Origin of the sequence: Paenibacillus sp. FSL K6-1230 (genome assembly GCF_038002385.1) — a bacterium.
Lineage (GTDB): Bacteria > Bacillota > Bacilli > Paenibacillales > Paenibacillaceae > Paenibacillus > Paenibacillus massiliensis.
Genome location: NZ_JBBOCK010000001.1, coordinates 2,167,331 through 2,189,275, shown reverse-complemented (window position 1 = coordinate 2,189,275; position 21,945 = coordinate 2,167,331). Strand labels below are relative to the sequence as shown.

Here is a 21,945-nt window from a genome sequence, read left to right as displayed (position 1 = left end):
GAGAATCTAGCCATGACAACAATGATTAGAAATGTGACACCACATGATCTGACTCAGCTGACGGAATTGATGTATGAATACATAGTGGATTTTTACAAAAATCCTGCTCCATCCGAAGAGAAGCTTCACAGCATGGTTCATTTGTTAATGGATCAGCAGGAAGGAATTCAATTTATTGCCGAGGATCAAGGGAAGTGTGTAGGGTTCGCAACCCTATTCTTTACATTGAGTACGATGAAGGCTGATCGAATTGCGGTCATGAATGACCTTTATGTACAAGAGGCTTATCGCAATTCGGAGCTTGAAGAGAAGCTATATCATTCCTGTGTCACCTATGCCCGAGAGCATGGTTTTGCCAATATGACGTGGATTACCGCCAGTGACAATACACGGGCACAGTCCTTTTTTCATGCTATGAACGCCCGCCAAGGCAGAGAGTGGGTTCACTTCTCCATGAATTGACGGGCGTAGCTACTTACTTTTTCAGATGGTATGGTACGGTGGTAATAATGACATTTTTCCTGTAGAGCAAATGTGCTCTGATCAACAGACTGGACTGATTATGCAAAATATTATGCCACCCCTTCTTGGGGATGAATTGCGGGATGATCACCGTCACCTGATAGTTCGCCGAGCTAGCCTTGCGCTGCACCGTATCAATGAATTTACTCAAGGGATGAATAATGCTGCGATAAGGAGAGTACAAGGTAACCAGTCGAATGTCAGGCTGCCATTCCTTCCATTTCTTCTCGAAGATCAGCTCATCCTCCCGCTCAAACGGGACATAGACTGCAATAATCTGTTGTGGTGATAAGGATTTAGCATAATTCAATGAATTCTCGACAACATGAGTAATACCAGCCACTGGCAGTATGACCACATTCCCATCAATCGGTAGTGGTGGCTCACACGTAGACAATCTGAGCTGATCAGCTACATCATCATAATGTCTGCGCACACGGTAGAACAGCCATACGATGACAGGCAGGAATATGAGCACTGGCCATACCTGGCCAAATTTGGTCAGGAAGAACATCAGAGCAACCATCAGGCTGATTAGAGCTCCTGTCGTATTGGTTATCCATTTAAGCACCCAGCCCTTGGGCTTCTCACGTAGCCATTTAAGCATCATGCCTGTCTGGGACAGGGTGAATGGAATGAACACACCCACTGCATACAGTGGAATCAGATGCTCAGTCTGTCCCTCGAAGGCAATGATCAGAATAATAGACAAGGCACCAAGACTAATAATTCCGTTCGAATAGCCAAGACGATCCCCTCGAACCGTGAACATTCGCGGAATAAATTTATCCTTGGCCAGATTAACCGCCAGCAGCGGGAAGGCCGAATACCCCGTATTGGCTGCCAGAATAAGAATAAGCGCTGTCGTACCTTGAATGAAATAGTACATAACATGCCTGCCGAAGGTCTGTTCGGCAATCTGCGATACCACAGTCACCTCCCTAAGCGGAGTCACACCATAATAGTAGGCAAGGAGCACAATACCCGAGAACAACAGGGCTAGCAATGAGCCCATCGCGAGTAGTGTCTTGGCTGCATTGTTCGGTGCCGGACTCTTGAAGTTCGGGATCGCATTCGAGATGGCCTCTACCCCTGTCAGGGCAGAGCTGCCTGATGAGAAGGCGCGTAGCAGCAAGAACAAACTGATACCCGCCACAGGCGTCCCAATATTCGCATGCATCGTTGGGTCCACCTGACCTGTGACAATACGATATAATCCTGCCCCGATCAGGATAAATAAAGCGATCACGAACAAATACACCGGATACGCAAGTACCGAAGCCGACTCCGTCACGCCCCGTAAATTCAGAATCGTGAGTAATACCACAAAGATTACCGCAATAAGCACGTTATAAGGATGTAGACTTGGAAAAGCCGAGGTAATCGCGTCCGTACCGGCTGATACACTGACCGCAACCGTCAAAATGTAATCCACCAGCAATGACCCGCCAGCTATAAGCCCTGGATATTTTCCAAGGTTCTCCTTGGAGACGACATAGGCCCCGCCCCCATGAGGATACGCAAAAATAATCTGCCGATAGGACAGGATCAAGGCCGTCAGCAGCACGAGCACACATACTGCGATAGGAATGGAATACCAGAAGGCTGCCGTGCCCACGGTCACCAGAACAATCAGGATCTGCTCCGGTCCATAAGCCACAGAGGACAGGGCATCCGAGGACAGGATCGCCAGCGCCTTTTTCTTGTTCAGCTTCTGCTCCCCGGCTTCATGAGATTTCAAGGGTCTACCGATTAAAAAGCGTTTTAATTGAGAAAACACAAGGCTCACCGCTACTTTCTAAGAAGAATGAATCAGTTCACACATGCTTAAGCATGCGAATCTGCTCGTTGTCATAGTCTCCCCCCAAGCGGCCAGGATTATCTTCCGCCAGTCGGGACTTGAATAGAATATTCCTTTATACCGATGGTGTAAAACGGCGGCTAGCTTAATTTTGACAGGAATGATTTATGTAAACGGGTAAAGTTGCCTTTTTCTATTCCAAGCTCTCGATAGCTTATGAAATCATGCAATTAACCACTTCTTATCAAAAACACCGCTACCGAGCGGTAGCGGGTGATTTCATGTCCGTCTGCAGCCTATTCAGCACTTGTAACTACTTTGGTAATTAGCTATTGGATTCCAGTCTCTCCATAGCCTGTAGCGGCCTGTACCTAGGCTGCCACATAGCAGAGCGCACTGCCTCCTCTACATCCTCTGGCACCTGTAATGCAACCTCATCCTCTATGGCAGCCTTGGCTACAGCTATAGCTACTGCAACCGAGACATTTTTCAGATCCTTCACCCGCGGCAGCAACGGAGCACCCTGCTTGGTTGAATCTACAGCATCCGCTACGGCATGAGCAGCGGCGGTGAACATTTTGCTGGTGAATACCTTGGCTTGAGCTACAATAGCTCCAAGTCCCAAGCCCGGAAATACGAAGGCATTGTTCGCTTGCCCAATCTCATAGATCGTCCCTTTGTAAATGACGGGCTCAAATGGACTGCCTGTCGCAATCAAGGCCTTGCCGTCCGTCCAATGGAGCAGATCCTCAGGCACCGCCTCCGCAAGCTTGGTCGGGTTAGACATGGGCATGATTACGGGACGATCCACATGTCTGCTCATCTCCCTGATGACCTGCTCACTAAATGCACCAGATACACCGGAGGTGCCGATCAGAATAGTCGGCTTCACTTGCTTCACCACCTCCAGCAGTGATATTTTGCCGCTCGGGTCCATCGTCCAGGAACGAAGCTCTTCGGCACCTCGAATATACGGCTTCTGGAACTCCAGCACCCCCTCCGTCTCATCCGTGAGTAGTCCACGATAATCATATGCCCAGAACCGTCTCTCCGCCTCCTCCTTACTCAGCCCTTCCTTCATCAACGCATCGCGAATCTGATCCGCATTGCCGATGCCTGCAGCCCCAGGACCGAAGATAAGAATTCGCTGATCACGTAGAGGAATACCGCTAACCTGCACCCCGGATAAAATCGCTGCCAGTGTTACGGCACCAGTGCCCTGAATATCATCGTTGAAGGTCAGCATATGCGGACCGTAGCGGTTCAAGATGCTTCTGGCATGGACATGACTCATGTCCTCCCAATGCAGCAGTGCCTTCGGAAATAACCTGCGGGCTGTCTGGACATAGGCATCAATGAATTGCTCGTATTGCTCTCCACGAATTCGTTCATGCCGATTCCCGATATATAGCGGATCATGGAGCAAGGTCTGATTATTCGTCCCCGCATCCAATACAACTGGCAAGACTCGACCAGGATCGATCCCGGCAGCAGCCGTATATACAGCAAGCTTGCCGATGGCTATGTTAATGCCGCCAATGCCCCAGTCTCCAATGCCCAGTATACTTTCCGAGTCGGTAGCTACGATCAGATCTATATCGCCAGCCTCCACGCCTGTATTGTGGAATGCTTCTGCAATGCCATCCAGATTGTGAATCGACAAATACACACCGCCTGGCTTATGGTACTGGTGGCTATATTCCTGAATGGCCTGTCCTACCGTCGGTGTGTAGACAATAGGCAGCAATTCGCTAAGATGCTCACTCAACAGGCGATAATAGAGGACCACATTTCGGTTGTACAAATCATTCAGCATTATATTTTTGCGCAGATCGCTTGGCTCATTCTTCAATTGCTCATAAGCACGACTCACCTGCTCCTCGATATTCAGGACGACTGGAGGCAGGATGCCATTAAGATGCAGGGCTGACCGCTCCGCTTCCGTAAAGGCAACTCCCTTGTTCAATAACGGATTGGACAGGATATCCTTGCCTCTGAGTGGCGTTCGGAGCACACCCGTCGAATCCCGATATAATGTTTGCATATACTCATTCCTTTCTTATGTCAGCATCAGTAGTTTCAGAAAAAGCAAAGCACATGACATGCCACGGATGATGGAATATAAGTAATTAGGTTACTTAGACAGGAGTGAAGGTTAGCTTTCCCCGGAAGTCCCAGATTATTACTCCAGCACTTTTGCAATGCCCTGCTTTTTGCGCCTCAGCCTGAATAGTCTTTGAAACTACCACAACCTAGAATCAGCACAGAAAAATTCCTACTTACATACAATGAACAAGATATTTGTATTAGCTATGAAAAGGAGGGATGAGCCATTAATAGTTTCTACACACACGATGAGCTCGCTGAGCTTGGATTAGCCGAATACGGTCATAACGTATGGATTAGCCGCAAAGCTAGCATCTACGGTGCACAGCACATCCGTCTAGGCAATCATGTCCGTATTGATGATTTTTGCATTTTGAGCGGAAAGATCACCCTCGGCAGTTATATTCATGTAGCTGCTTATTCTGCTTTGTACGGGGGAGATCAGGGTATATTCATCGAGGATTTTGCCAACATTTCCTCACGTGTGTCCATTTATTCGATATCTGACGATTACTCCGGCGAGACGATGACGAATCCTATGGTGCCTGAGAAGTATAAGCACGTGACCAGTGAGCCGATACGGATTGAAAAGCATTCCCTTATCGGCAGCGGCAGCATCGTCATGCCGGGAGTCACCATCAGGGAGGGAAGCTCATTTGGCGCGTTCAGCTTTATCAAGAATGACTCCAATGAATGGTCAATCAATGCGGGAATTCCGAGCAAAGAGCTTAAAAAAAGAAGCATGCAAGCTCTTGTGCTCGAACAAAAATGGTTAGAGGAGCGCGGCGGACTTGAGTAAAAAACCAATCTATGTCTCCCGTTCCTCAATGCCGCCATTTGAGGAATATATGAATGAGATCAGACCAATGTGGGAAACGGCCTGGCTGACCAATATGGGGGCATATCATAATCGCTTTGAGCAGCAGCTTGTTGAATATTTGGATGTTGATTATATCTCTTTATTTACGAATGGGCATCTGGCACTGGAGCTAGTGCTGCAATCCATGAATCTGACAGGCGAGGTCATCACCACACCGTTCACCTTTGCCTCCACGACCCACGCGATTGTCAGGAATGGACTGACTCCAGTCTTTTGCGACGTGAACCCGGTCGATTACACCATGGATGTCAGCAGGATTGAAAGCCTGATTACCGATAAGACCTCAGCGATCTTACCCGTTCATGTGTACGGCAATATTTGCAATGTCTATGAGATCGAACGAATCGCCAAGAAATATGAGCTGAAGGTCATCTATGATGCCGCTCACGCCTTTGGGGAGAAAATTCACGGTCAGAGCGTAGGTAGATTTGGAGACGCCAGCATGTTCAGCTTTCATGCCACCAAGGTATTTCACACCATCGAGGGTGGTGCGGTTACCTTTGCTGACGAAGGGATCGGCAAGAAGCTGTATCATCTGAAAAACTTCGGGATTACGTCAGAGGAATCAGTAGAAGGAATAGGCTCCAATGCCAAAATGAATGAATTCCAGGCGGCCATGGGTATCTGTAATCTGCGGCACCTGCCTGAGGTTCTGGAGAAAAGAAAACAGATTGTAAGCCGTTATCGGGAGCGATTAGCTCCTGTGAAAGGGATTCAATTGATTCGTCCCGTGGAGGGTGTGCAATCGAACTATGCTTACTTTCCGGTTGTCTTCCATCAGACGACTTTCGGATTCACCCGAAATGAAATCTATGAACGGCTCAAGAAACATCAGATCATCACCAGAAAGTATTTCTATCCTCTGACCAATACACTCGCATGCTATAATCAGCGATTTGATGTCAATGCAACTCCTGTAGCCCAAACTATTGCCAAGCGTGTGCTCACCCTGCCTCTGTATGCCGAGCTGGCAGTAGAAGATGTCGACCGGATTTGCGATATTATATTAGAAAGATAGGCGGGGAAAGCATATGATTATACATGTATACTCCATCTGCTGGAATGAGGAGAAGATGCTCCCTTTTTTCTTCAGGCATTATGATGATATCGTGGACCAATACTTTATCTTCGATAATGGCTCGACCGATCGCTCCTTATCCATCCTGGAGGCGCATCCGAAGGTAACGGTCGGTAGCTTCGAGACCAAGGAGCATTCACTCGTATTGACAGCTCTTGATCTATTCAATCAGTTCTGGAAAAACAGCATCGGCAAGGCGGACTGGATTATTGTCTGTGACGTGGATGAGCACTTATATCATACGGATCTCAGGGCCTACCTGGAGGATTGCCAGGCGCAAGGAATTACCCTGGTTACTCCCCTCGGATTCGAAATGGTGACAGATACTTTTCCGGATGAAGCAAGCAAGTTGTGCGAGACAGTTCAACACGGAGTACGACGCCACATGTATGACAAGCCGCAAATTTTCAATCCCAACGCGATTACAGAGACGAACTTTACGCCTGGTCGACATCGAGCTGCTCCTGTAGGCAATATCATTTCACCACCCACCATCGAGATCGTTCTGCTTCATTACAAGTACCTGGGCTTCGAGTATGTGAACTCCCGATTTTCGATCTTACAGCAGGGGCTACAGCATCTGGACATTGCCCATGGGTACGGAGTCCAGTACTCATGGGGCGAGCAGCAGCGATTTCAGGAATTCTCCAATCTGCTTATGAGCGCAACAAAAATTGTGTAATCAAACCATCCTGTCGCATTTGAGAGTCTAATTATTGCTGATTAATAGAAGAGGACTCCACCAACGTATAGTTGGGTCTGGAGTCCTTTACAATAAACTGCGTTAGCCAGCAATGCTCGTCATATCATTCTCTACCATCCCTTATCATGACTGTTCATGAGTGGAAGGATTGAAATGAAAAAAAAAATATTTTTACATAAAGGTTTTTGGGAATATTTGGCGAATATGATATGTGTTAGATTTTTTGCATAACCAATTTCAGTATTATAATACACAGAATAGAAAGCGCTTACTTATATGAGAAATTGGGCTATGAGAAAGGAGAATGTCGCGGCGAGTGCATAAAGGTGTGCACGGAAAGTGTGCTCAGACTGTTACAGAGGCTGCATGTCTAAAAGTGTACGGTGCTATGCAATTATTTATTAATAAGGAGATGAGATCATGATTTCACGGGTAAAAAAGACCATTTGCACGCTATTGGCCTGCGTGACGGCATTACCGCTACTATTGAGTGTACCTGCCCCTAATCCAGTGTCTGCGGCAAGTGATGCTACCATTAATTTATCAGCACAAAAGCAAGTCATTCGTGGCTTTGGCGGCATCAACCACCCTGCATGGGCTGGTGATCTGACAGCATCCCAACGTGAGACGGCTTTCGGTAATGGACAAAATCAGTTAGGCTTCTCGGTGCTGAGAATCTACGTAGACTCCAATCGCAATAACTGGAATCGCGAGGTAGCCACCGCTAAGAAGGCTATTGAAAAAGGCGCCATTGTCTTCGCTTCCCCTTGGAATCCTCCAAGCGATATGATTGAGACCTTCAATCGCAACGGTGACAGCAATGCCAAGCGGCTCAGATATGACAAGTACGCTGCTTATGCACAGCATCTTAATGATTTCGTGACTTATATGAAAAATAACGGAGTAGATCTCTATGCGATCTCGGTGCAAAACGAGCCCGACTATGCTCATGACTGGACATGGTGGACTCCGCAGGAGATTCTTCGCTTCATGAAGGAAAATGCCGGCTCCATAAATTGCAAGGTCATTGCACCCGAATCGTTCCAATATCTTAAAAATATATCGGACCCGATCCTGAATGATCCGCAGGCGCTTGCCAATATGGATATCCTCGGCGCTCATCTGTATGGAACCCAGGTCAGCAATTTTGCCTATCCCCTCTTTAAGCAAAAAGGAGCAGGCAAAGAGCTATGGATGACCGAGGTATACTATCCTAATAGTGACAATAATTCGGCAGACCGCTGGCCTGAAGCGCTGGAAGTCTCCTATCACATGCATAATGCCATGGTAGAAGGCGATTTTCAAGCGTATGTATGGTGGTATATCCGCAGACAATACGGTCCTATGAAAGAAGATGGTACCATCAGCAAGCGTGGTTATAATATGGCTCATTTTTCGAAATTCGTCCGTCCTGGCTATGTGCGCGTCGATGCGACCAAGAATCCGGATACGAACGTGCATGTGTCTGCTTACAAAGGCAACAACAAAGTCGTTATCGTAGCAATCAATCGTGGGGATTCAGCCGTCAATCAGAATTTCGTCCTGCAAAATGGAAGGGCAGGTACACTATCCCGATGGATCACAGATGCCAATCGGAATATGGCATCTGAAGCCACACTCAATGCATCCAGCGGCTCATTCTATGCCCACCTGCCAGCCAGAAGCGTCACAACCTTCGTGGGCGATCTGACAAGTTCAGCTACCCTGAATCTAGATGATGCAGCTCTGACGAACACCGTGGTAGAAGATACTTATTCCAAATAAAACAATTGTACGTCGATGTACGAAGACAAATACAGCCTTCACTCCCTTATCTCAAGTGGAGTGAAGGCTGTCGTATTACGTCATACCACAAGCAGCCAGGTTATTCCAACCCTGCAGTAATTCTAGATATCTTCGCGATAGCCTCTGTTCCTTGACTACCTTCCATCTGGATGGAAACCATCCTTCTGCACATAATCCTCTATACTCCAAATACCGATTCCTGCCTTCTGGGCGTCGGATTGAATCTCCTTGAACCGGTCCACATATTTCACATTAGGGGGATAGATGTATGCGACACGGGCGTACCCTTCCTCCAGTAGCATTTCATTCAGCATACGGTCTCCAACCCAAGCATAGGCTAACAGTCGTCCATAGCGATCCCGTTCAGACACATCGAATTCAAGCGATAATTCTTCCTGCTCAAGCATACTTTTCGTATAATCCGAAGCTTCCTTCGCAAATGGCTGCACTGGCGTATTGGGCTTCACGCTTTCTGGAGTATCAATCAACAGTAAACGTACCTTCTCTTCGTTCCCTCCGATAGAGACAACGAACGTGTCACCATCTACCGCCCTGACCCATGTAGCAGGAACACGCCCACCAGCAGTCCATTTATCTGTTTCTGATCGTCCTGTTTCCTCGTGCTGCAGCGCTACACTGAATAACGAAGCTACGGCAATGATCAGCATGAAGATCAATGCCCGATAACGTTTGAACTGATGCAGCCAAATGTTAGCTGTGTTGTTCCTATTGCGGTGCATCTGTTTCCTCTGACTGTCTGTATTTCTCATCCTGTCCTGTTCCCCACTTCTCTCCACCTTTTTCTAGTATGTATGATACTACAATCAAGGGACGGTATAAACCATCCCCTGAAGATCGAGTATGTGGAGGACATTCATGGACAAGTATCACAGCCAAACAGTGCTTGCTTCGAGTTTATGCAATGACTTTCTGTTGGGCACGTATATTTTGTACACGCCTAGGATGTCTTGGACCTACGAGACTTGCTCCCTCCCCTTTTCCTGATAAAGCTGACGATCAGCAGCATGACCGGGATGATCCCGAACAAAAGGACAGATATATCCCCCAGTAGATCTCCTAACGCCAGGGTCTGATCCAAATCCTTCGGCAAATAGGAAATGATATACAGCACGGGTAGTAGAATGAACTGTATGGTCTTTATTTTCTTAATTCCAAATATATCTCGAATACCCACAGATGCGAAATAGTGCTTGAAGACATAAGTGGCAAAGATCTGTACTAACCAAAAGATAAGAAACTGGGATTCAAAGCGCTCAAAAAGAAAACCCTCCATCTCAAAGCTTCTGACCATATCAAAGGTCGGCCAAGTCCTTGCCTCAGCTCCCTCAAGAGACAGGCTCCCTATCACCATAATAATGGTAACCAGATAAATTAAGGTAACAATAGATATGCTGGTGTATACTGCTTTATTGCTATCCTTGATATTGGCCATGTATGCCGTCGTGATCAGAACAACTTCATATCCCGAATATGACAGAAACGATGGCTTGATTCCTTTTAGCACAGGCACGATACCTTGGCCTAATACCGGTCTGAGATGGTTCAATTCAAACGTCTGGCTGCTAAGTAGCATGACAAGAAGAAACAGTGCTAATGTAATCGGTAAAATAATTGCAAATACGCGTATCATCACCGTAATGCCACCCGTAATCATATAGATCCCAACCCACATGATCACCATAATGCTGGCCCAGGTCGGCGTACGATCCAGCAAATACATATCCGTAATCTCTGCCATGACCCTAATCTCAAAGGAACAAAGAATTGTAAAATACAAAATAATAAAAATCCCGAGTAAATAAGAAAGCCATTTCCCAATAATCTCGGGAATGAACTCAAATACCGTCTTTCCGGGGAATTTTCTGCACAAAAAAACCAGTAGGAGGCCTATTCCCGTAACCATCAGACCTGATAGGATTATGGAGATCCAGGCATCAGGCGTGCCCACCGCTTGGCTAATAGTCCGGGGCAGCGTCAATATTCCAGCCCCCAACATGCTGTTCATGACAACCATGACAACTCCGGATGCTTTTATTTTCGAAAAGGAACTATCCATTCATTTCACTCCACTGGAGAATTTGATAAAAGTATCCCCGGGTTCCATTATTTTTATGTGGAGTTAGTGGAGTTAGGTTCACTCAATATTCAATCTGGTATAAATACAAGGCCATTACCATTTCCCAGCTATTCGATCTTTAACCACTTGGTTAATAGTCTCTTCATATGTGATTTTGTCCAATTTATTAAGCTCATTCGTATATTCGAGCCATATCTTCTCGAAATTGCTTGTAGACTCCATGATCAGCTTAGGAAGGTACTTCATTTGCAGATCATCAGACCTCGTGATAAAGATCTGCTCTGGAGAGCCCTGAGCCAACTCAATAGACCAAGCTGGAAACCACGGGCGCTCTTCCGGTTTGGCAAATAGCTCGCTAAAGGTATTTACACCATATGCATCCAGAAGCTTTTTGTCTCCCTCGGTATATGAAAACGATGCAGCCTCTGGCTGATTCCCGGGATTATAAGCGTTACCATCCGTCAAGGTCGAATTATCACCGTAACGCGGCCAATATGCGCCAAAATAAGAGAAACCAAAGGTGCGTCTTAGCTCAGGATCATCATGATATCTACGCTGCTCGTCATTTTTATAATAGTAACGACCATTCTCGTCTACACTGTACGTTTGATCCCGAATTCCCCATTGAACAAGTACCTGGTTTTCCTCCTTTAGTAAAGTATCAAAATACTGGATAATACGGACTGGATCCTTAGCTTTGACCGAAATGCCGATCCCGTAGTTGTTCACGAAGCCTGGAGGATCTATATATTGGTCTTTGATGCCTTTGTCAAATACAATGGGTAGAGGAGCATACCGTTTATCATCAATACCTGCACTTAATAAATTTTTGTTGGCATCGCCCACCTGCCATTCGTAATTGAAATACCCCAGCACACGACCAGAGGTCAGTTTGGCTAAATACTGATCCTTATTCATAGTAAAAGATTCTGGATCAAGTAATCCCTGAGCATGGATCTCGTTCAGCTTCTGAATCCATCTTTTCTGATAGTCTGTTCCTGCTACAAGCTTTGCATCGTGAGTGTTCATATCTACAATGACGCTTCCGTCGTTAGGATAACCAGCCAGATGCATGGCCGGATTCTGCAGCGTAAAGAAGTTATTAGTAACACCTGCAAGGGAAACAAATCCGATCGTGTCGAGGCCGTCCACCTTCGGATATTTCTCCTTATAACGTTTGATTAGGTCAAAATACTCATCCAGCGTAGTGATCTTCGGATAATCGAATGCTTTCAATACAGCTCGCTGAATCCAGAATGCTCCGCCACTGATGTTAGGAGATCCGATATACTCACCCATATTGGCCGTGTAAGGCAATGTATAGATAGCGCCATCCTTCTGTCTCATCTTGTCAAAATAGGGACCGTACACGCGCTTAATATTTGGACCATGCTTTTCAATCAGATCATCCAATGGAATATATGCGCCTGCACCAAGCAACTTATCCATTTCACCACTTGAGCTAATAATATCCGGGTAATCTCCGCTAGCGATCATAACACCTGCTTTGGTAGAGCTGTCACCAACCAGATACTCCAGCTTCCAGTCTACGCCAGTCTGTTTTTGAAGCTCCTTTCCAATCGTTGTCTCGCTAGCTAATATATCTCTGTTTCCAGGTGCAAAATGATAATAGGTAAAGGTAACCGCTTGACTCTCACTTCCATCGGTGGTCGATGTGGCTGGGGTTGCCTCCTTGCTGCAACCAACAAGCATGAACAGAACGGCTAGGCAGACATTTAGTAGCTTATTTCTAAACATTTGGCTGAATCCCCCTTAGTTTTGGATATTTTTGTAAGCCCTTTCAATATAACAAGAAGCCTCATGTTCAGTGACCTAAAAAAGTATAGAACTTACTTAGAAAACTATTCAATTTTTATAATGAAATCGCTTCTTGCTCACGACGAACAAGTTGTTTTTGCTGAGCTACAACCACATTCGAATCCTTGCTCAATAAAAAAGCTCCACCAGCAAGAGCTGATGAAGCCAAAACATTCGATACGACTATTACTTATAGACAAAATTATGAACATGCATAGTCCAATATATAAGCCCATTGCCATCTAAGGCAATAGCCGTACAATCATGCTGTGTGGTTAAGTGCATGTAGTCCATTCCTCCCTCCCAGCAGCTTTTGGCAATATAGCGATCATCTATTGTGCTGTATATACTTCTAATTGTAAGATTGGAGAGATCGGAAAGGAATGATAATATGGCTATTAAACCTGACTATCCTGCTGTCCCCAGATCACATAAACAAGCGCCCCATCCACCCGGTATCCTGGTGTCCGATCATTATCGTGAACCCTACGGATATAAGTGCCATCGCCCCGAGGGCACCAAGGACTGGCTAGTTATGTACACGCTGTCAGGCCAAGGCCGGATTCGGAATGGTAACGGAGGCTATCTGGAGTGTGTCCCAGGCACAGTTACCCTCCTCTCTCCCGGAACACCGCAAGAATATTTCACGACGGAAGACATGATCTGGGAGAAAATGTGGGCTCATTTCATCCCGCGCATCACCTGGATCGATTGGATGCCTTCCAGCAATACGGATGGACCTGTATATCAGATCAATATTACTGATAAGAGCACCCTCGCTTCCATCGAATCGGCGTTTCGCCGTGTGCTTTCCTACCGCCTGGACCCATTTGCATTGCTACGAGATGAGCTCACGCTCAACGCTCTGGAAGAGATCATTCTGTTGCTCTCCGGGCTGCAGTCCGACAAGAAAGCATTGGACCCCCGCATTCGGGAGGTTCTCAATATCCTTGTGGAGCAATACGCAGAGGATCATCCGATCAAGGAGCTGGCGCACAAAGTCTGTCTTTCCCCGTCAAGACTCTCGCACCTCTTCAAAGAGCAGGTGGGGGATTCGATTATTGAGACCTTGATGAAGTATAGACTCAGACAAGCCGAGAAGCTCCTGCAATATACATTCCGTCCTATCACCGAGATTGCACTGGATGTGGGCTTTCATTCATCGGACTATTTCTCAAGGCAATTCGCTTCCTATTATGGAGTAACGCCTTCCCATTTCCGCAAGCAGCATCGGGAGCAGTCCTGATCACTTATATAAGTTATCCTTTAAGCAAAAGAAAAACGTCTTTCGAAGTACTTTCACAGGAGACAGACCGCCTTTAGTGAATGTTCTTCTTGCGATAATCGAATGGCTCAGCTCCGCTGAAAACATATACATTCTATCCATTAAAAATAGCCCCGTAGAATAGACTTGGCGGTCACCAAAATCTGTTCCACGGGGCGCTTATGCCGGTGTAGACGAGTGTAAACAGTGAATTACTGAGTCAAGTTATGTCACGAGTTAACCAATGAAAAGTAATACTATATCTACGAGGGTTACCCCGTTCTCATTTCTCATATATCCATAAATTCAATCAGCTCACCAGACACTACAGAGAAGCCAGTTGGCCTCTGAATCTGAAGCAAGCTTTGTTGCCAATGGTCTGCAGCGATGCCATCGAGACTCACTACATAGCTCTTACCTGGCGACATGATAGGAAGTGTGATACTCGTGGTTCCTCCGGCTGGGTCATGTACTGTTAGTGTATACCCTGTCAAAGTGTAGCTAGGAATACTATCACGAATGGTAATGCTTAGCTCTAGCCCATCCTTTTCCGCCGGCTTGCAGACAGCGCTTAGTTCCAATGGAGAGCCCAATTCTCTCAGCACCTCATAGGACGGCTTTGGCATCCCATAGCAATCCATAGAGCCATGTATACGCTGTCGAAGTCTTCCTTCTCCATCCTCACCCATTTGCGTACGATAGTCGTTCAGGCTGAAATAGATGAGTGCTGCAATGCCAGGGTGCTTGCGGTACTCCAGGGTATTCTCTACCAGAATCTCTCCACGCCGTGCATCTCCTCCTGCAAAGGCCGGTTCACATAATCCGAATTCTGCTACGATAATAGGTTGATCAGGATAGTCCTCGCTTATGCTCCGAATGACGGCAGGGCGGTCCAGATCCCCATGCCATGTTCCAATATAATCATTCCACATAATCAGATCGCCCACCCCGGTTGCATCCAGCCCAGGATTTTCATGCACCGTATTAGATACGTAGTTAATGAACCTTGTATCATCCATTTCGTGCACCAGTGCTTTTAGCTCCCTGAAAAAGTGAACCGTAGCTGGAGACTGTCCATTGACCTCATTACCTAATCCCCAGGCGTAAATACAAGGATGGTTATAATGGCGATTAATCATCTCTGAGGCGTGCTGCCTTGAGCGTTCCAGCCAGGTATCATCAGGATCTGCCGGTGTCTGCCAATGCGGAATCTCCTCCTGTACAAGTAAGCCATGACGATCACACCAGTCTAGAAGCTTGCTGTCCTGCTGCCAATGAAAACGGGTAATTACGCAATTCGCATGCTTGATATGCTCAAGCATCTCAATCCATTGCTCCTCCGTCTCTGCCATTCCGTGATCTGGATGCGACCCTGGCATCCACTCTACACCCATTAATCGCACAGGCTCTCGATTCAATAGCAGCAGGTGACCTTGTGCTTGAATCTCCCTAAAGCCTATGGTTCCCTTCCATTCATCGGTCATGAGTCCTTGGCATGTTAAAGAGATGGAGACGGTATACAGGTGAGGATGATCAAAATGCCACAAGTGCGGTTGCTCTACCCGGATCTCGGGTAGCTGTACTGGATTCCCCTTCGATCTTACCTCGATTTCTTGCTGAGCAATAAGACTGTCTTCTCTGAAAATGCCTATTTTCATTGTCAAAGGTACGTCCAACACGGCGGATTTCTCCGTAGTTAAAAAAACATCACCAGATAATACACCATAGGCAGCACTATTGCCCTCATCCGTAAATACAGGTACAGCCTTGAGCTTCGCATAATCCATCGCATATTGTCCTGTGACGATCAGCGATACGCCGCGAATAATCCCACCATCATCAGGCCAATCGAAGCTATTGCTTAACGGAAGCGCTGTCATGCTGTTCTCATTCTTGACTGATACCACGATCAAATTGTCTTGACCTGAAGCAATAAGTCCTGACACATCCAATACAAAGGAGGTGTAACCGGCATTGGCGTGCTCACCTGCATGCTGCCCATTCACCCAGACCGTGGCATCGCGATAGACAGCATCGAATTGTAATCGGAGCAGCTGCCCTTCCCATTCCGGCTGACCGAATACGGAATAGGAATACCAGCCTGTACCTCTGAACTCCTCCAGCCCTTCTTGTACGTTCCAGGTGTGTGGGATGCTGACTTCTTGAGCATCTGGAAGCCCACGTTCATACCATTTCTGCATGCTTCCTTCGCTCGTAGGGTCTGCTTGGAATTTCCATGTCTCGCTAAGGGAATAACTGAATCTCGCCATGATTGATTTCCTCCATACTCTTTCTGATTCGCTATGTCATGCCTCTGCTCTATTGAGTACTGCTGCCTTTATATCTTTGCATGAAAGTATGGAGTTGAAATAGTTCAATCATGCTGAAAAACAGAAGAATTATGCTACAATCTCTTTTGTATCCCCCTAGTGAATAAAAGAGCCCTACCAGCTCAAGCTCCTGGCAAGACTCTATTCAAATTTTTTACTATCCAGAGAAATAATATAAATGGGTATGTTGGAAAGCTGATTAACTAACCTGCCAATGACCGATCTGTCTGAAAAATCCCTTCAGTTTCACTCAGTACTAGTATCCTTATGCTGTATTAATATTGTTTGACATGAATCCTTTTGTAATCACTGTCGCTAATAAAAAAATAAAACAAATATTTATATTAAATGACGGATTGTCAAGCCAAGTGCGACAGTTCCTCTGAAAAGGATTCGTGAGCGGTCCTCCAGTCCAGACATTTACGTGGTCTTTGGTTGATCAAGTGCAGAGCGTTTTCCAGAGCTTCATCCGTGATTTGCGCGAAATCGGTCCCCTTGGGGAAAAACTCTCGCAAGAGGCCGTTGGCATTCTCATTCGAGCCGCGTTGCCAGGAGGAATACGGATCTGCGAAATACACCTGTACGCCATGAGTAGCTTCCAAGCTGGCGTAACAGGCAAACTCCTTGCCACGGTCTGCGGTAGCGGTTTGAAATGCATGGGTAGGATACTGTGAGGCCGCTACACCAAAGGCAATCTCCATGGACAACGCGGTACGGTCTGGCATCCGAATGGCGGTGTACAAGCGGGTTTTGCGTTCGATAAACGTGGCCAAGCAGCCCTTGCTTTTCCCACGGCCTGAGACGACTGTATCGAGCTCCCAATGGCCGAAGGTCTCCCGGGAACGAACCACTTTCGGACGCTGAGAGATGGCCTTACCCACAGCGAACTTGCCGCGTGTCTCTGCAGGTCTCTGCCGTTTACCTTTGTGCCGTAAAACCGTAAGCACGCCTTTTACCAAACGGCCTGTATACAGCCAGCGATAGATCGTTTTAAAACATACCATCGCTTGACCCTCCTGACGCAATCGCTCTACGGTTTGCTCCGGAGACCAGGTCGCCTGAAGCTTTTCTTCGATGCGACTCGCCAGTTCTAGATTCCACTTACCTCCGGAAACTGACGCCTTACGGCGCTGGACATAGCCCTCTTGCGAGTTCTCCGCGCAGTACGGGTGTTCTGCTGCATTTCGGCGGAGTTCACGGCCAATGGTGGCATGATGTCTGCCAAGTTCCTTGGCAATCGCTCTGGTACTTTTCCCCTGCTGGTGGAGGATTTCTAGCTTGCTTCGCTCGATTATGCTAAGATGTGTGTAGCTCATGGTGGATTCTCCTTGTGTGAATGTGGTGTAGGAACCTTCATTCTACACGAATCCGGCCATGGGCTCTTTGGTATATTTATTTCCAGTAGGTGTCGCACTTCATATTACAATCCGTCAAATATAATAACTAATTTACTAAATAATGCTACACCAATACTCATACCGATAAAATTGCATAAATTATACACACCAATACTTATTTTCTTGGATTCTTTCAGTTCCAAATCTAATAAATTATTTAAAGCAACTTGTACAACAGAAAAGGCAATGAAGCAACAAACACTTGTTAAAATGTATACTATGCCTATTTTTGAGTTAAAAATACTAATTAAATAACCTATGAAAAAAATATATAATCCTATTCTATAGAATTTTTTCACATTTTTATTAGTCATATTCTTCCCAATCCCTATACTTGCAAACCCTCCTATTAAAGCACTTATAAAAAATAGGATTCCAGACTGTATGGGATTAAAAGTATAAGAAAAAATATAAGAGAGAAGAAAAACATTTGCTCCCAGCAAAAAAAATAACAAAAAACTAAGACTAGTTATTCTAACAAAAATTGTATTATTGAATATTTTTTTATCAATAATTGGGTGAGAAACGGTATTGATATGGCGAATAAATAATAGGAAAAATACACCACAAAAAACAATAAAAAAGAAAATTAATGTTCAAGGCACATAATAAAAAGAGAATACATAATAACAAATGAAACGTCCCAAACCAATCAAATGGAGTCTTATTTTCTACGTTAGTTTCTGGAAAAGTAAAATATAAAATCGGTATAAAAATTATTGCACAACTCATAAATAAAAATAACATGTGCCAATCCGTTGTGGATAGAATAATACCACTCAGTAAAGGTCCTAAACCTGATCCTAAAGCCATAGCAAAGCTTATAAAAGCAAGACCTATCGGTAATAATGCTCGATCAAGTACATCTATAATTGCAACCATTGTCAGTGAAATAAAGGCTGCCCCTCCGACTCCTTGTGCAATTCTACATAATACAAGTAGATAAAAATGATCCATAAAAAAGCCCAAAATAGAGAAGAGAACAAAGATAACTAAAGCAAAAAGATATAGTTTTTTTAATTGAATGCTTTCAGCAAGCTTACTGTATACTATTGAACCTACTGTGACCATAATTGAATACCCTAGGATAAACCAACTACTAAAAGATATAGAAATATGTAAGTCCTTCGCAATGGGTACGAGAGCTAAATTAAAAAAGAAACTATTCATTACTCCGAGTAATACAGTGCTTAGTAAACAAAACAATATAATCTTATTCTTCAAAGACAAACCCTCCGTTTAACTATTCCATAAAAATAAGACCTTCTTTCCTTTTGTTATAGTTCTAATAGAAATATAATTGAATTGCGGTCAGGATAATCATATTTAATTGGCAAATCCTCTTTATCAATCTCTTTAAATCCAACCTTTTTATAGAAACCGTGTGACCTAGTGGCCTTAGATGGGGTATCTAAAATGATCTTAGAAAAACCTTGTTTCTTAGCAAAATCAAGCAGAGCTTCATAAAGCTTTTTTCCTGTCCCAAATTCTTTGCCTCGATAGTCTTTATAAACAAAAAATTTCTTTAATACAGCAACCTCCTTATTTTTCTTTTGCAAACCAATTGAACCTACGACCTCACCGTTATCATTTAACGCTATCCAAAAATTACCGCCATCCTTTATATAATTTGAATGAATGTCCAGTATGTCCGGTTGTTCTTTAAGACTAATACCCACTTCATATTCGACATTCTGTACATGCAATATTAATTTAATGACTTCTTCTTTATAACTATCATCGTAAACCGTAATCATTTATTAACTCCTCCAACCGTGTTTATTAAAAGAATGCTATTATATATACCTTTTATTAAGATTTCGCTGCTTTTGCTGCTCCCCAAAGTGCACCTAGATTAGCTCTATTTGGATAGAGTTCTAACATCTTATGGTATAGTTCCTGTGCTGTTTCCGTTATTTCATTCAATCGGTTAAAATCTCGGATGTAATTTTGTGTCTCGGCGATAATTTTGGGATTATCTTCATTTTCGGGTTTCTTATGTCCAGCAACCACTGCACGTGGTTTTAGTACCTCAAGTTTGTCGAGCACAGCTATCCACTCAATTCGAGTTTCGTTAGTGGTTTCGGCCAAGTAAAGATGAATGTCGTTATAAGTTGCATCCCCTGAAACGATTAAATCAATTGATGGGACATGTAGAGACGTTGTATCTCCAGTATCAGTAAACCCAGTATTCACCATGATAAGTTTTTGTCCTTCTAGCTCGAACTCACTTCCTTCAAGTTCCTGAGCGACAACTAAATCCTCAGGTATCTCACCAGGAAAAAGTTTATGCCAGAAAGATTCAGGAGATATTTGTTCTTGCATGGCTTTAACAGCACCTGGAGTTGCTATCGCTCTTGCATCAGGAAAAAAATCTAAAAGCATCTTTATACCAAAGAAATGATCACCATGACCATGAGTGATATAGATTGTGGCTAAGTTTTTACTACTTTTGACAACCCAATCTACCAATGCTTGATTTTCTTTAATAGTAAGAATAGTAAGAAATGTATCAATGAGGACTGCGTCTTGTTCACCATAGATAAGCGTCACCGTATTTGCCACCACTTCAGCAAATCTTGTCCTTCTGGTAAATCTCTACTGAGACCTTGACGCTTTGACACTAACACATCCCAGTTTAGAGGATTTTTTTGATTTTAACTTCCGGCATATCTTTTCTCCTCCCTGACCAGTTATTCTTGTAAATACATCAGTTAAATCCAAGATATGAATCTCAATCTATAAATTCTAGTTATAAAAACGTATAGAATCGTTTTCACATAATAACCTTCTGTATTCAAATTTCCTTTAGATTAACTCGAAACTAATCATTAGTAAAATTGAATTTTGAGAAGTTATCCATTGATTTTTTTGATACTATAGAAATGAGATTAAATTGAAAGTTGGTGAATCTGATGGAAATACGTCATTTTATTACATTTAAAAAAGTTATTCAATTGGGTAGCTTTACACAAGCAGCAGAACATTTAGGTTACACTCAATCCACGGTGACTTCTCATATTCAAGCACTTGAGGAACATTTGGGTGCACCTCTATTTGACCGGATGGGTCGAAAGATAAGATTGACTGATATAGGCAAGAAATTATTGCACTATACTCAAGAAATTCTAGATACTTACGGGAAAATCGAAAGCATTGTATATGATGGTGATGAAATAAGAAGCGAGTTAAGGATTGCTGCCCCTGAATCCTTAACCGTTTATCGACTTGAACCTATATTAAGAGAATATAGAAATAAGTTTCCCCATGTAAGCATCATTTTAAGTAACGCTACTTGCGGAGATAACAAGAGAGCAATACTTAATGGTAGTGCAGATATTGCATTTCTTATGATGCCAACGTTTCAGGATTCAGATTTAATCGTACATGCTTTACTGGACGAGCCTATTGTTCTTGTTGGAAGTTCTGACAACCCGCTGAATGTTTTAGATCAAAGCTGTGAAAACCAAAAGTTAAACGAGTGTTTGATCACGAATGAGAAAGAATGTAGTTATCGAACCATGTTTGAAGAATATCTTCGAAAAAGAGGAATCGTGCTTTCTGATACGATGGAACTTTGGAGTATTGAGGCGATAAAACGTTGCGTAATGAGTGGACTGGGTATTGCTTGTTTACCATTAGTAACTGTAAATAATGAAATTAAGGATGGGAGGTTAAAGGTTATTCCATGTGAAGATGGTCTTAAACAGATTTCCTCCCAAGTTGTTTATCATAAAAACAAGTGGATTTCCCCCGCTCTATCAAAGTTTATCGATATTACATTGAAACACACAAGAGACTGGCCATGTGAGGAAATTATTTGTTAAGGCAATCTGAGGGCTTAGTTATATTTTCTCCTCCATAGTAGCAGCTAAAATATTTAGTATAAAAAATGTATTAACATATATGTGGGACTGACCCCTGTCAAGGAGATTAAGCAACCTGAGTCCGGTATTCATACGGGCCTAGGTTGTTTAATTTTTGATATACGCTTCTTTTTTGCCGTAATAAGGCTTTTTCTTGCGGATAGACAGCTTGAAATCCCTCTCATTCATCAAGCGTTGGATTCGTTTGTGGTTAATGATTTGTCTGTATTTCTTCTCGATCATACTTTGACACGTCAATAGCCGTAGATTCCTCTGACTTCTTTACAGCACTCCGTT

19 protein-coding genes are annotated in these 21,945 nt (G+C 44.3%); 7 read left to right on the top strand and 12 right to left on the bottom strand.

Annotated features, from left to right (window positions below; all coding sequences use genetic code 11):
• The first annotated feature begins 12 nt into the window (after positions 1-12).
• On the top strand, positions 13-462 hold the full coding sequence (locus MKX74_RS09665; protein WP_028591656.1) for a GNAT family N-acetyltransferase: 450 nt from the start codon (positions 13-15) through the stop codon (positions 460-462).
• 13 nt (positions 463-475) lie between these two features.
• Here the strand turns inward: MKX74_RS09665 and MKX74_RS09660 are convergent, their stop codons facing one another.
• Positions 476-2,302 (bottom strand): APC family permease, encoded by a 1,827-nt coding sequence (locus MKX74_RS09660; RefSeq protein WP_341180549.1) that lies wholly within the window; start codon positions 2,300-2,302, stop codon positions 476-478.
• A gap of 346 nt (positions 2,303-2,648) precedes the next feature.
• Positions 2,649-4,367, bottom strand: a complete 1,719-nt coding sequence (locus tag MKX74_RS09655) for an NAD-dependent malic enzyme (protein WP_341178221.1) — start codon at positions 4,365-4,367, stop codon at positions 2,649-2,651.
• Between the two features lie 435 nt (positions 4,368-4,802).
• Here MKX74_RS09655 and MKX74_RS09650 point away from each other — a divergent pair, with 435 nt between their 5' ends.
• The 4 genes from MKX74_RS09650 (at position 4,803) to MKX74_RS09635 (ending at position 8,854) form a co-directional block, all read left to right on the top strand.
• The gene (locus MKX74_RS09650) at positions 4,803-5,228 is read left to right on the top strand and encodes an acyltransferase (protein WP_226383646.1); all 426 of its coding nucleotides are present in this window, start codon (positions 4,803-4,805) and stop codon (positions 5,226-5,228) included.
• Positions 5,221-6,327 carry a DegT/DnrJ/EryC1/StrS family aminotransferase gene (locus MKX74_RS09645; RefSeq protein WP_341178220.1) on the top strand — a complete coding sequence of 369 codons (1,107 nt, stop codon included), beginning with the start codon at positions 5,221-5,223 and terminating at the stop codon, positions 6,325-6,327. The genes MKX74_RS09650 and MKX74_RS09645 overlap by 8 nt, the downstream gene beginning before the upstream one ends.
• A gap of 13 nt (positions 6,328-6,340) precedes the next feature.
• The gene (locus MKX74_RS09640; protein ID WP_018883443.1) at positions 6,341-7,069 is read left to right on the top strand and encodes a glycosyltransferase family 2 protein; all 729 of its coding nucleotides are present in this window, start codon (positions 6,341-6,343) and stop codon (positions 7,067-7,069) included.
• A gap of 441 nt (positions 7,070-7,510) precedes the next feature.
• Complete coding sequence (locus MKX74_RS09635) at positions 7,511-8,854, top strand: glycoside hydrolase family 30 beta sandwich domain-containing protein (RefSeq protein ID WP_341178219.1); 1,344 nt, start codon at positions 7,511-7,513, stop codon at positions 8,852-8,854.
• Positions 8,855-9,009: 155 nt separating this feature from the next.
• On the opposite strand, the gene MKX74_RS09630 is transcribed toward MKX74_RS09635, so the two are convergent.
• The 3 genes from MKX74_RS09630 to MKX74_RS09620 form a co-directional block, all read right to left on the bottom strand.
• Positions 9,010-9,615, bottom strand: a complete 606-nt coding sequence (locus MKX74_RS09630) for a thermonuclease family protein (RefSeq protein WP_233426143.1) — start codon at positions 9,613-9,615, stop codon at positions 9,010-9,012.
• 218 nt (positions 9,616-9,833) lie between these two features.
• Positions 9,834-10,952, bottom strand: a complete 1,119-nt coding sequence (locus MKX74_RS09625) for a GerAB/ArcD/ProY family transporter (protein ID WP_018883446.1) — start codon at positions 10,950-10,952, stop codon at positions 9,834-9,836.
• 114 nt (positions 10,953-11,066) lie between these two features.
• Positions 11,067-12,731, bottom strand: coding sequence for an ABC transporter substrate-binding protein (locus MKX74_RS09620; RefSeq protein ID WP_028591649.1), 1,665 nt, complete (start codon positions 12,729-12,731; stop codon positions 11,067-11,069).
• Between the two features lie 451 nt (positions 12,732-13,182).
• On the opposite strand from MKX74_RS09620, the gene MKX74_RS09615 reads away from it, so the two are divergent.
• Positions 13,183-14,037: a helix-turn-helix domain-containing protein gene (locus MKX74_RS09615; protein WP_341178218.1), complete on the top strand. Its 855-nt coding sequence runs from the start codon at positions 13,183-13,185 to the stop codon at positions 14,035-14,037.
• 308 nt (positions 14,038-14,345) lie between these two features.
• Here MKX74_RS09615 and MKX74_RS09610 read toward each other — a convergent pair whose 3' ends face one another.
• From MKX74_RS09610 to MKX74_RS09585, 6 genes are all read right to left on the bottom strand, one after another.
• A complete protein-coding gene (locus MKX74_RS09610) occupies positions 14,346-16,325 on the bottom strand; it encodes a glycoside hydrolase family 2 protein (protein ID WP_341178217.1) in 1,980 nt (659 codons plus the stop codon).
• Between the two features lie 419 nt (positions 16,326-16,744).
• The gene (locus MKX74_RS09605; RefSeq protein ID WP_028591466.1) at positions 16,745-17,701 is read right to left on the bottom strand and encodes an IS30 family transposase; all 957 of its coding nucleotides are present in this window, start codon (positions 17,699-17,701) and stop codon (positions 16,745-16,747) included.
• Between the two features lie 104 nt (positions 17,702-17,805).
• Entirely contained in the window at positions 17,806-18,318 is a 513-nt protein-coding gene (locus MKX74_RS09600) for an MFS transporter (protein ID WP_341180548.1), read from the bottom strand.
• Positions 18,290-19,006, bottom strand: coding sequence for an MFS transporter (locus MKX74_RS09595; RefSeq protein ID WP_341178216.1), 717 nt, complete (start codon positions 19,004-19,006; stop codon positions 18,290-18,292). The genes MKX74_RS09600 and MKX74_RS09595 overlap by 29 nt, the downstream gene beginning before the upstream one ends.
• A 53-nt stretch (positions 19,007-19,059) precedes the next feature.
• A complete protein-coding gene (locus MKX74_RS09590; RefSeq protein ID WP_341178215.1) occupies positions 19,060-19,539 on the bottom strand; it encodes a GNAT family N-acetyltransferase in 480 nt (159 codons plus the stop codon).
• Positions 19,540-19,594: 55 nt separating this feature from the next.
• On the bottom strand, positions 19,595-20,347 hold the full coding sequence (locus tag MKX74_RS09585; RefSeq protein ID WP_341178214.1) for an MBL fold metallo-hydrolase: 753 nt from the start codon (positions 20,345-20,347) through the stop codon (positions 19,595-19,597).
• Positions 20,348-20,697: 350 nt separating this feature from the next.
• On the opposite strand from MKX74_RS09585, the gene MKX74_RS09580 reads away from it, so the two are divergent.
• Complete coding sequence (locus tag MKX74_RS09580; RefSeq protein WP_341178213.1) at positions 20,698-21,609, top strand: LysR family transcriptional regulator; 912 nt, start codon at positions 20,698-20,700, stop codon at positions 21,607-21,609.
• Positions 21,610-21,756: 147 nt separating this feature from the next.
• On the opposite strand, the gene MKX74_RS09575 is transcribed toward MKX74_RS09580, so the two are convergent.
• Complete coding sequence (locus MKX74_RS09575; protein WP_341178212.1) at positions 21,757-21,906, bottom strand: hypothetical protein; 150 nt, start codon at positions 21,904-21,906, stop codon at positions 21,757-21,759.
• Positions 21,907-21,945 lie beyond the last annotated feature (39 nt).

What these genes read in the sequence shown, in the direction of transcription:
- MKX74_RS09665 (WP_028591656.1), top strand. Translation starts at nt 13, where the DNA reads ATGACAACAATGATTAGAAATGTGACACCACATGATCTGACTCAGCTG.
- MKX74_RS09655 (WP_341178221.1), bottom strand. Translation starts at nt 4,367, where the DNA reads ATGCAAACATTATATCGGGATTCGACGGGTGTGCTCCGAACGCCACTC.
- MKX74_RS09640 (WP_018883443.1), top strand. Translation starts at nt 6,341, where the DNA reads ATGATTATACATGTATACTCCATCTGCTGGAATGAGGAGAAGATGCTC.
- MKX74_RS09635 (WP_341178219.1), top strand. Translation starts at nt 7,511, where the DNA reads ATGATTTCACGGGTAAAAAAGACCATTTGCACGCTATTGGCCTGCGTG.
- MKX74_RS09630 (WP_233426143.1), bottom strand. Translation starts at nt 9,615, where the DNA reads ATGCACCGCAATAGGAACAACACAGCTAACATTTGGCTGCATCAGTTC.
- MKX74_RS09625 (WP_018883446.1), bottom strand. Translation starts at nt 10,952, where the DNA reads ATGGATAGTTCCTTTTCGAAAATAAAAGCATCCGGAGTTGTCATGGTT.
- MKX74_RS09620 (WP_028591649.1), bottom strand. Translation starts at nt 12,731, where the DNA reads ATGTTTAGAAATAAGCTACTAAATGTCTGCCTAGCCGTTCTGTTCATG.
- MKX74_RS09615 (WP_341178218.1), top strand. Translation starts at nt 13,183, where the DNA reads ATGGCTATTAAACCTGACTATCCTGCTGTCCCCAGATCACATAAACAA.
- MKX74_RS09610 (WP_341178217.1), bottom strand. Translation starts at nt 16,325, where the DNA reads ATGGCGAGATTCAGTTATTCCCTTAGCGAGACATGGAAATTCCAAGCA.
- MKX74_RS09605 (WP_028591466.1), bottom strand. Translation starts at nt 17,701, where the DNA reads ATGAGCTACACACATCTTAGCATAATCGAGCGAAGCAAGCTAGAAATC.
- MKX74_RS09590 (WP_341178215.1), bottom strand. Translation starts at nt 19,539, where the DNA reads ATGATTACGGTTTACGATGATAGTTATAAAGAAGAAGTCATTAAATTA.
- MKX74_RS09580 (WP_341178213.1), top strand. Translation starts at nt 20,698, where the DNA reads ATGGAAATACGTCATTTTATTACATTTAAAAAAGTTATTCAATTGGGT.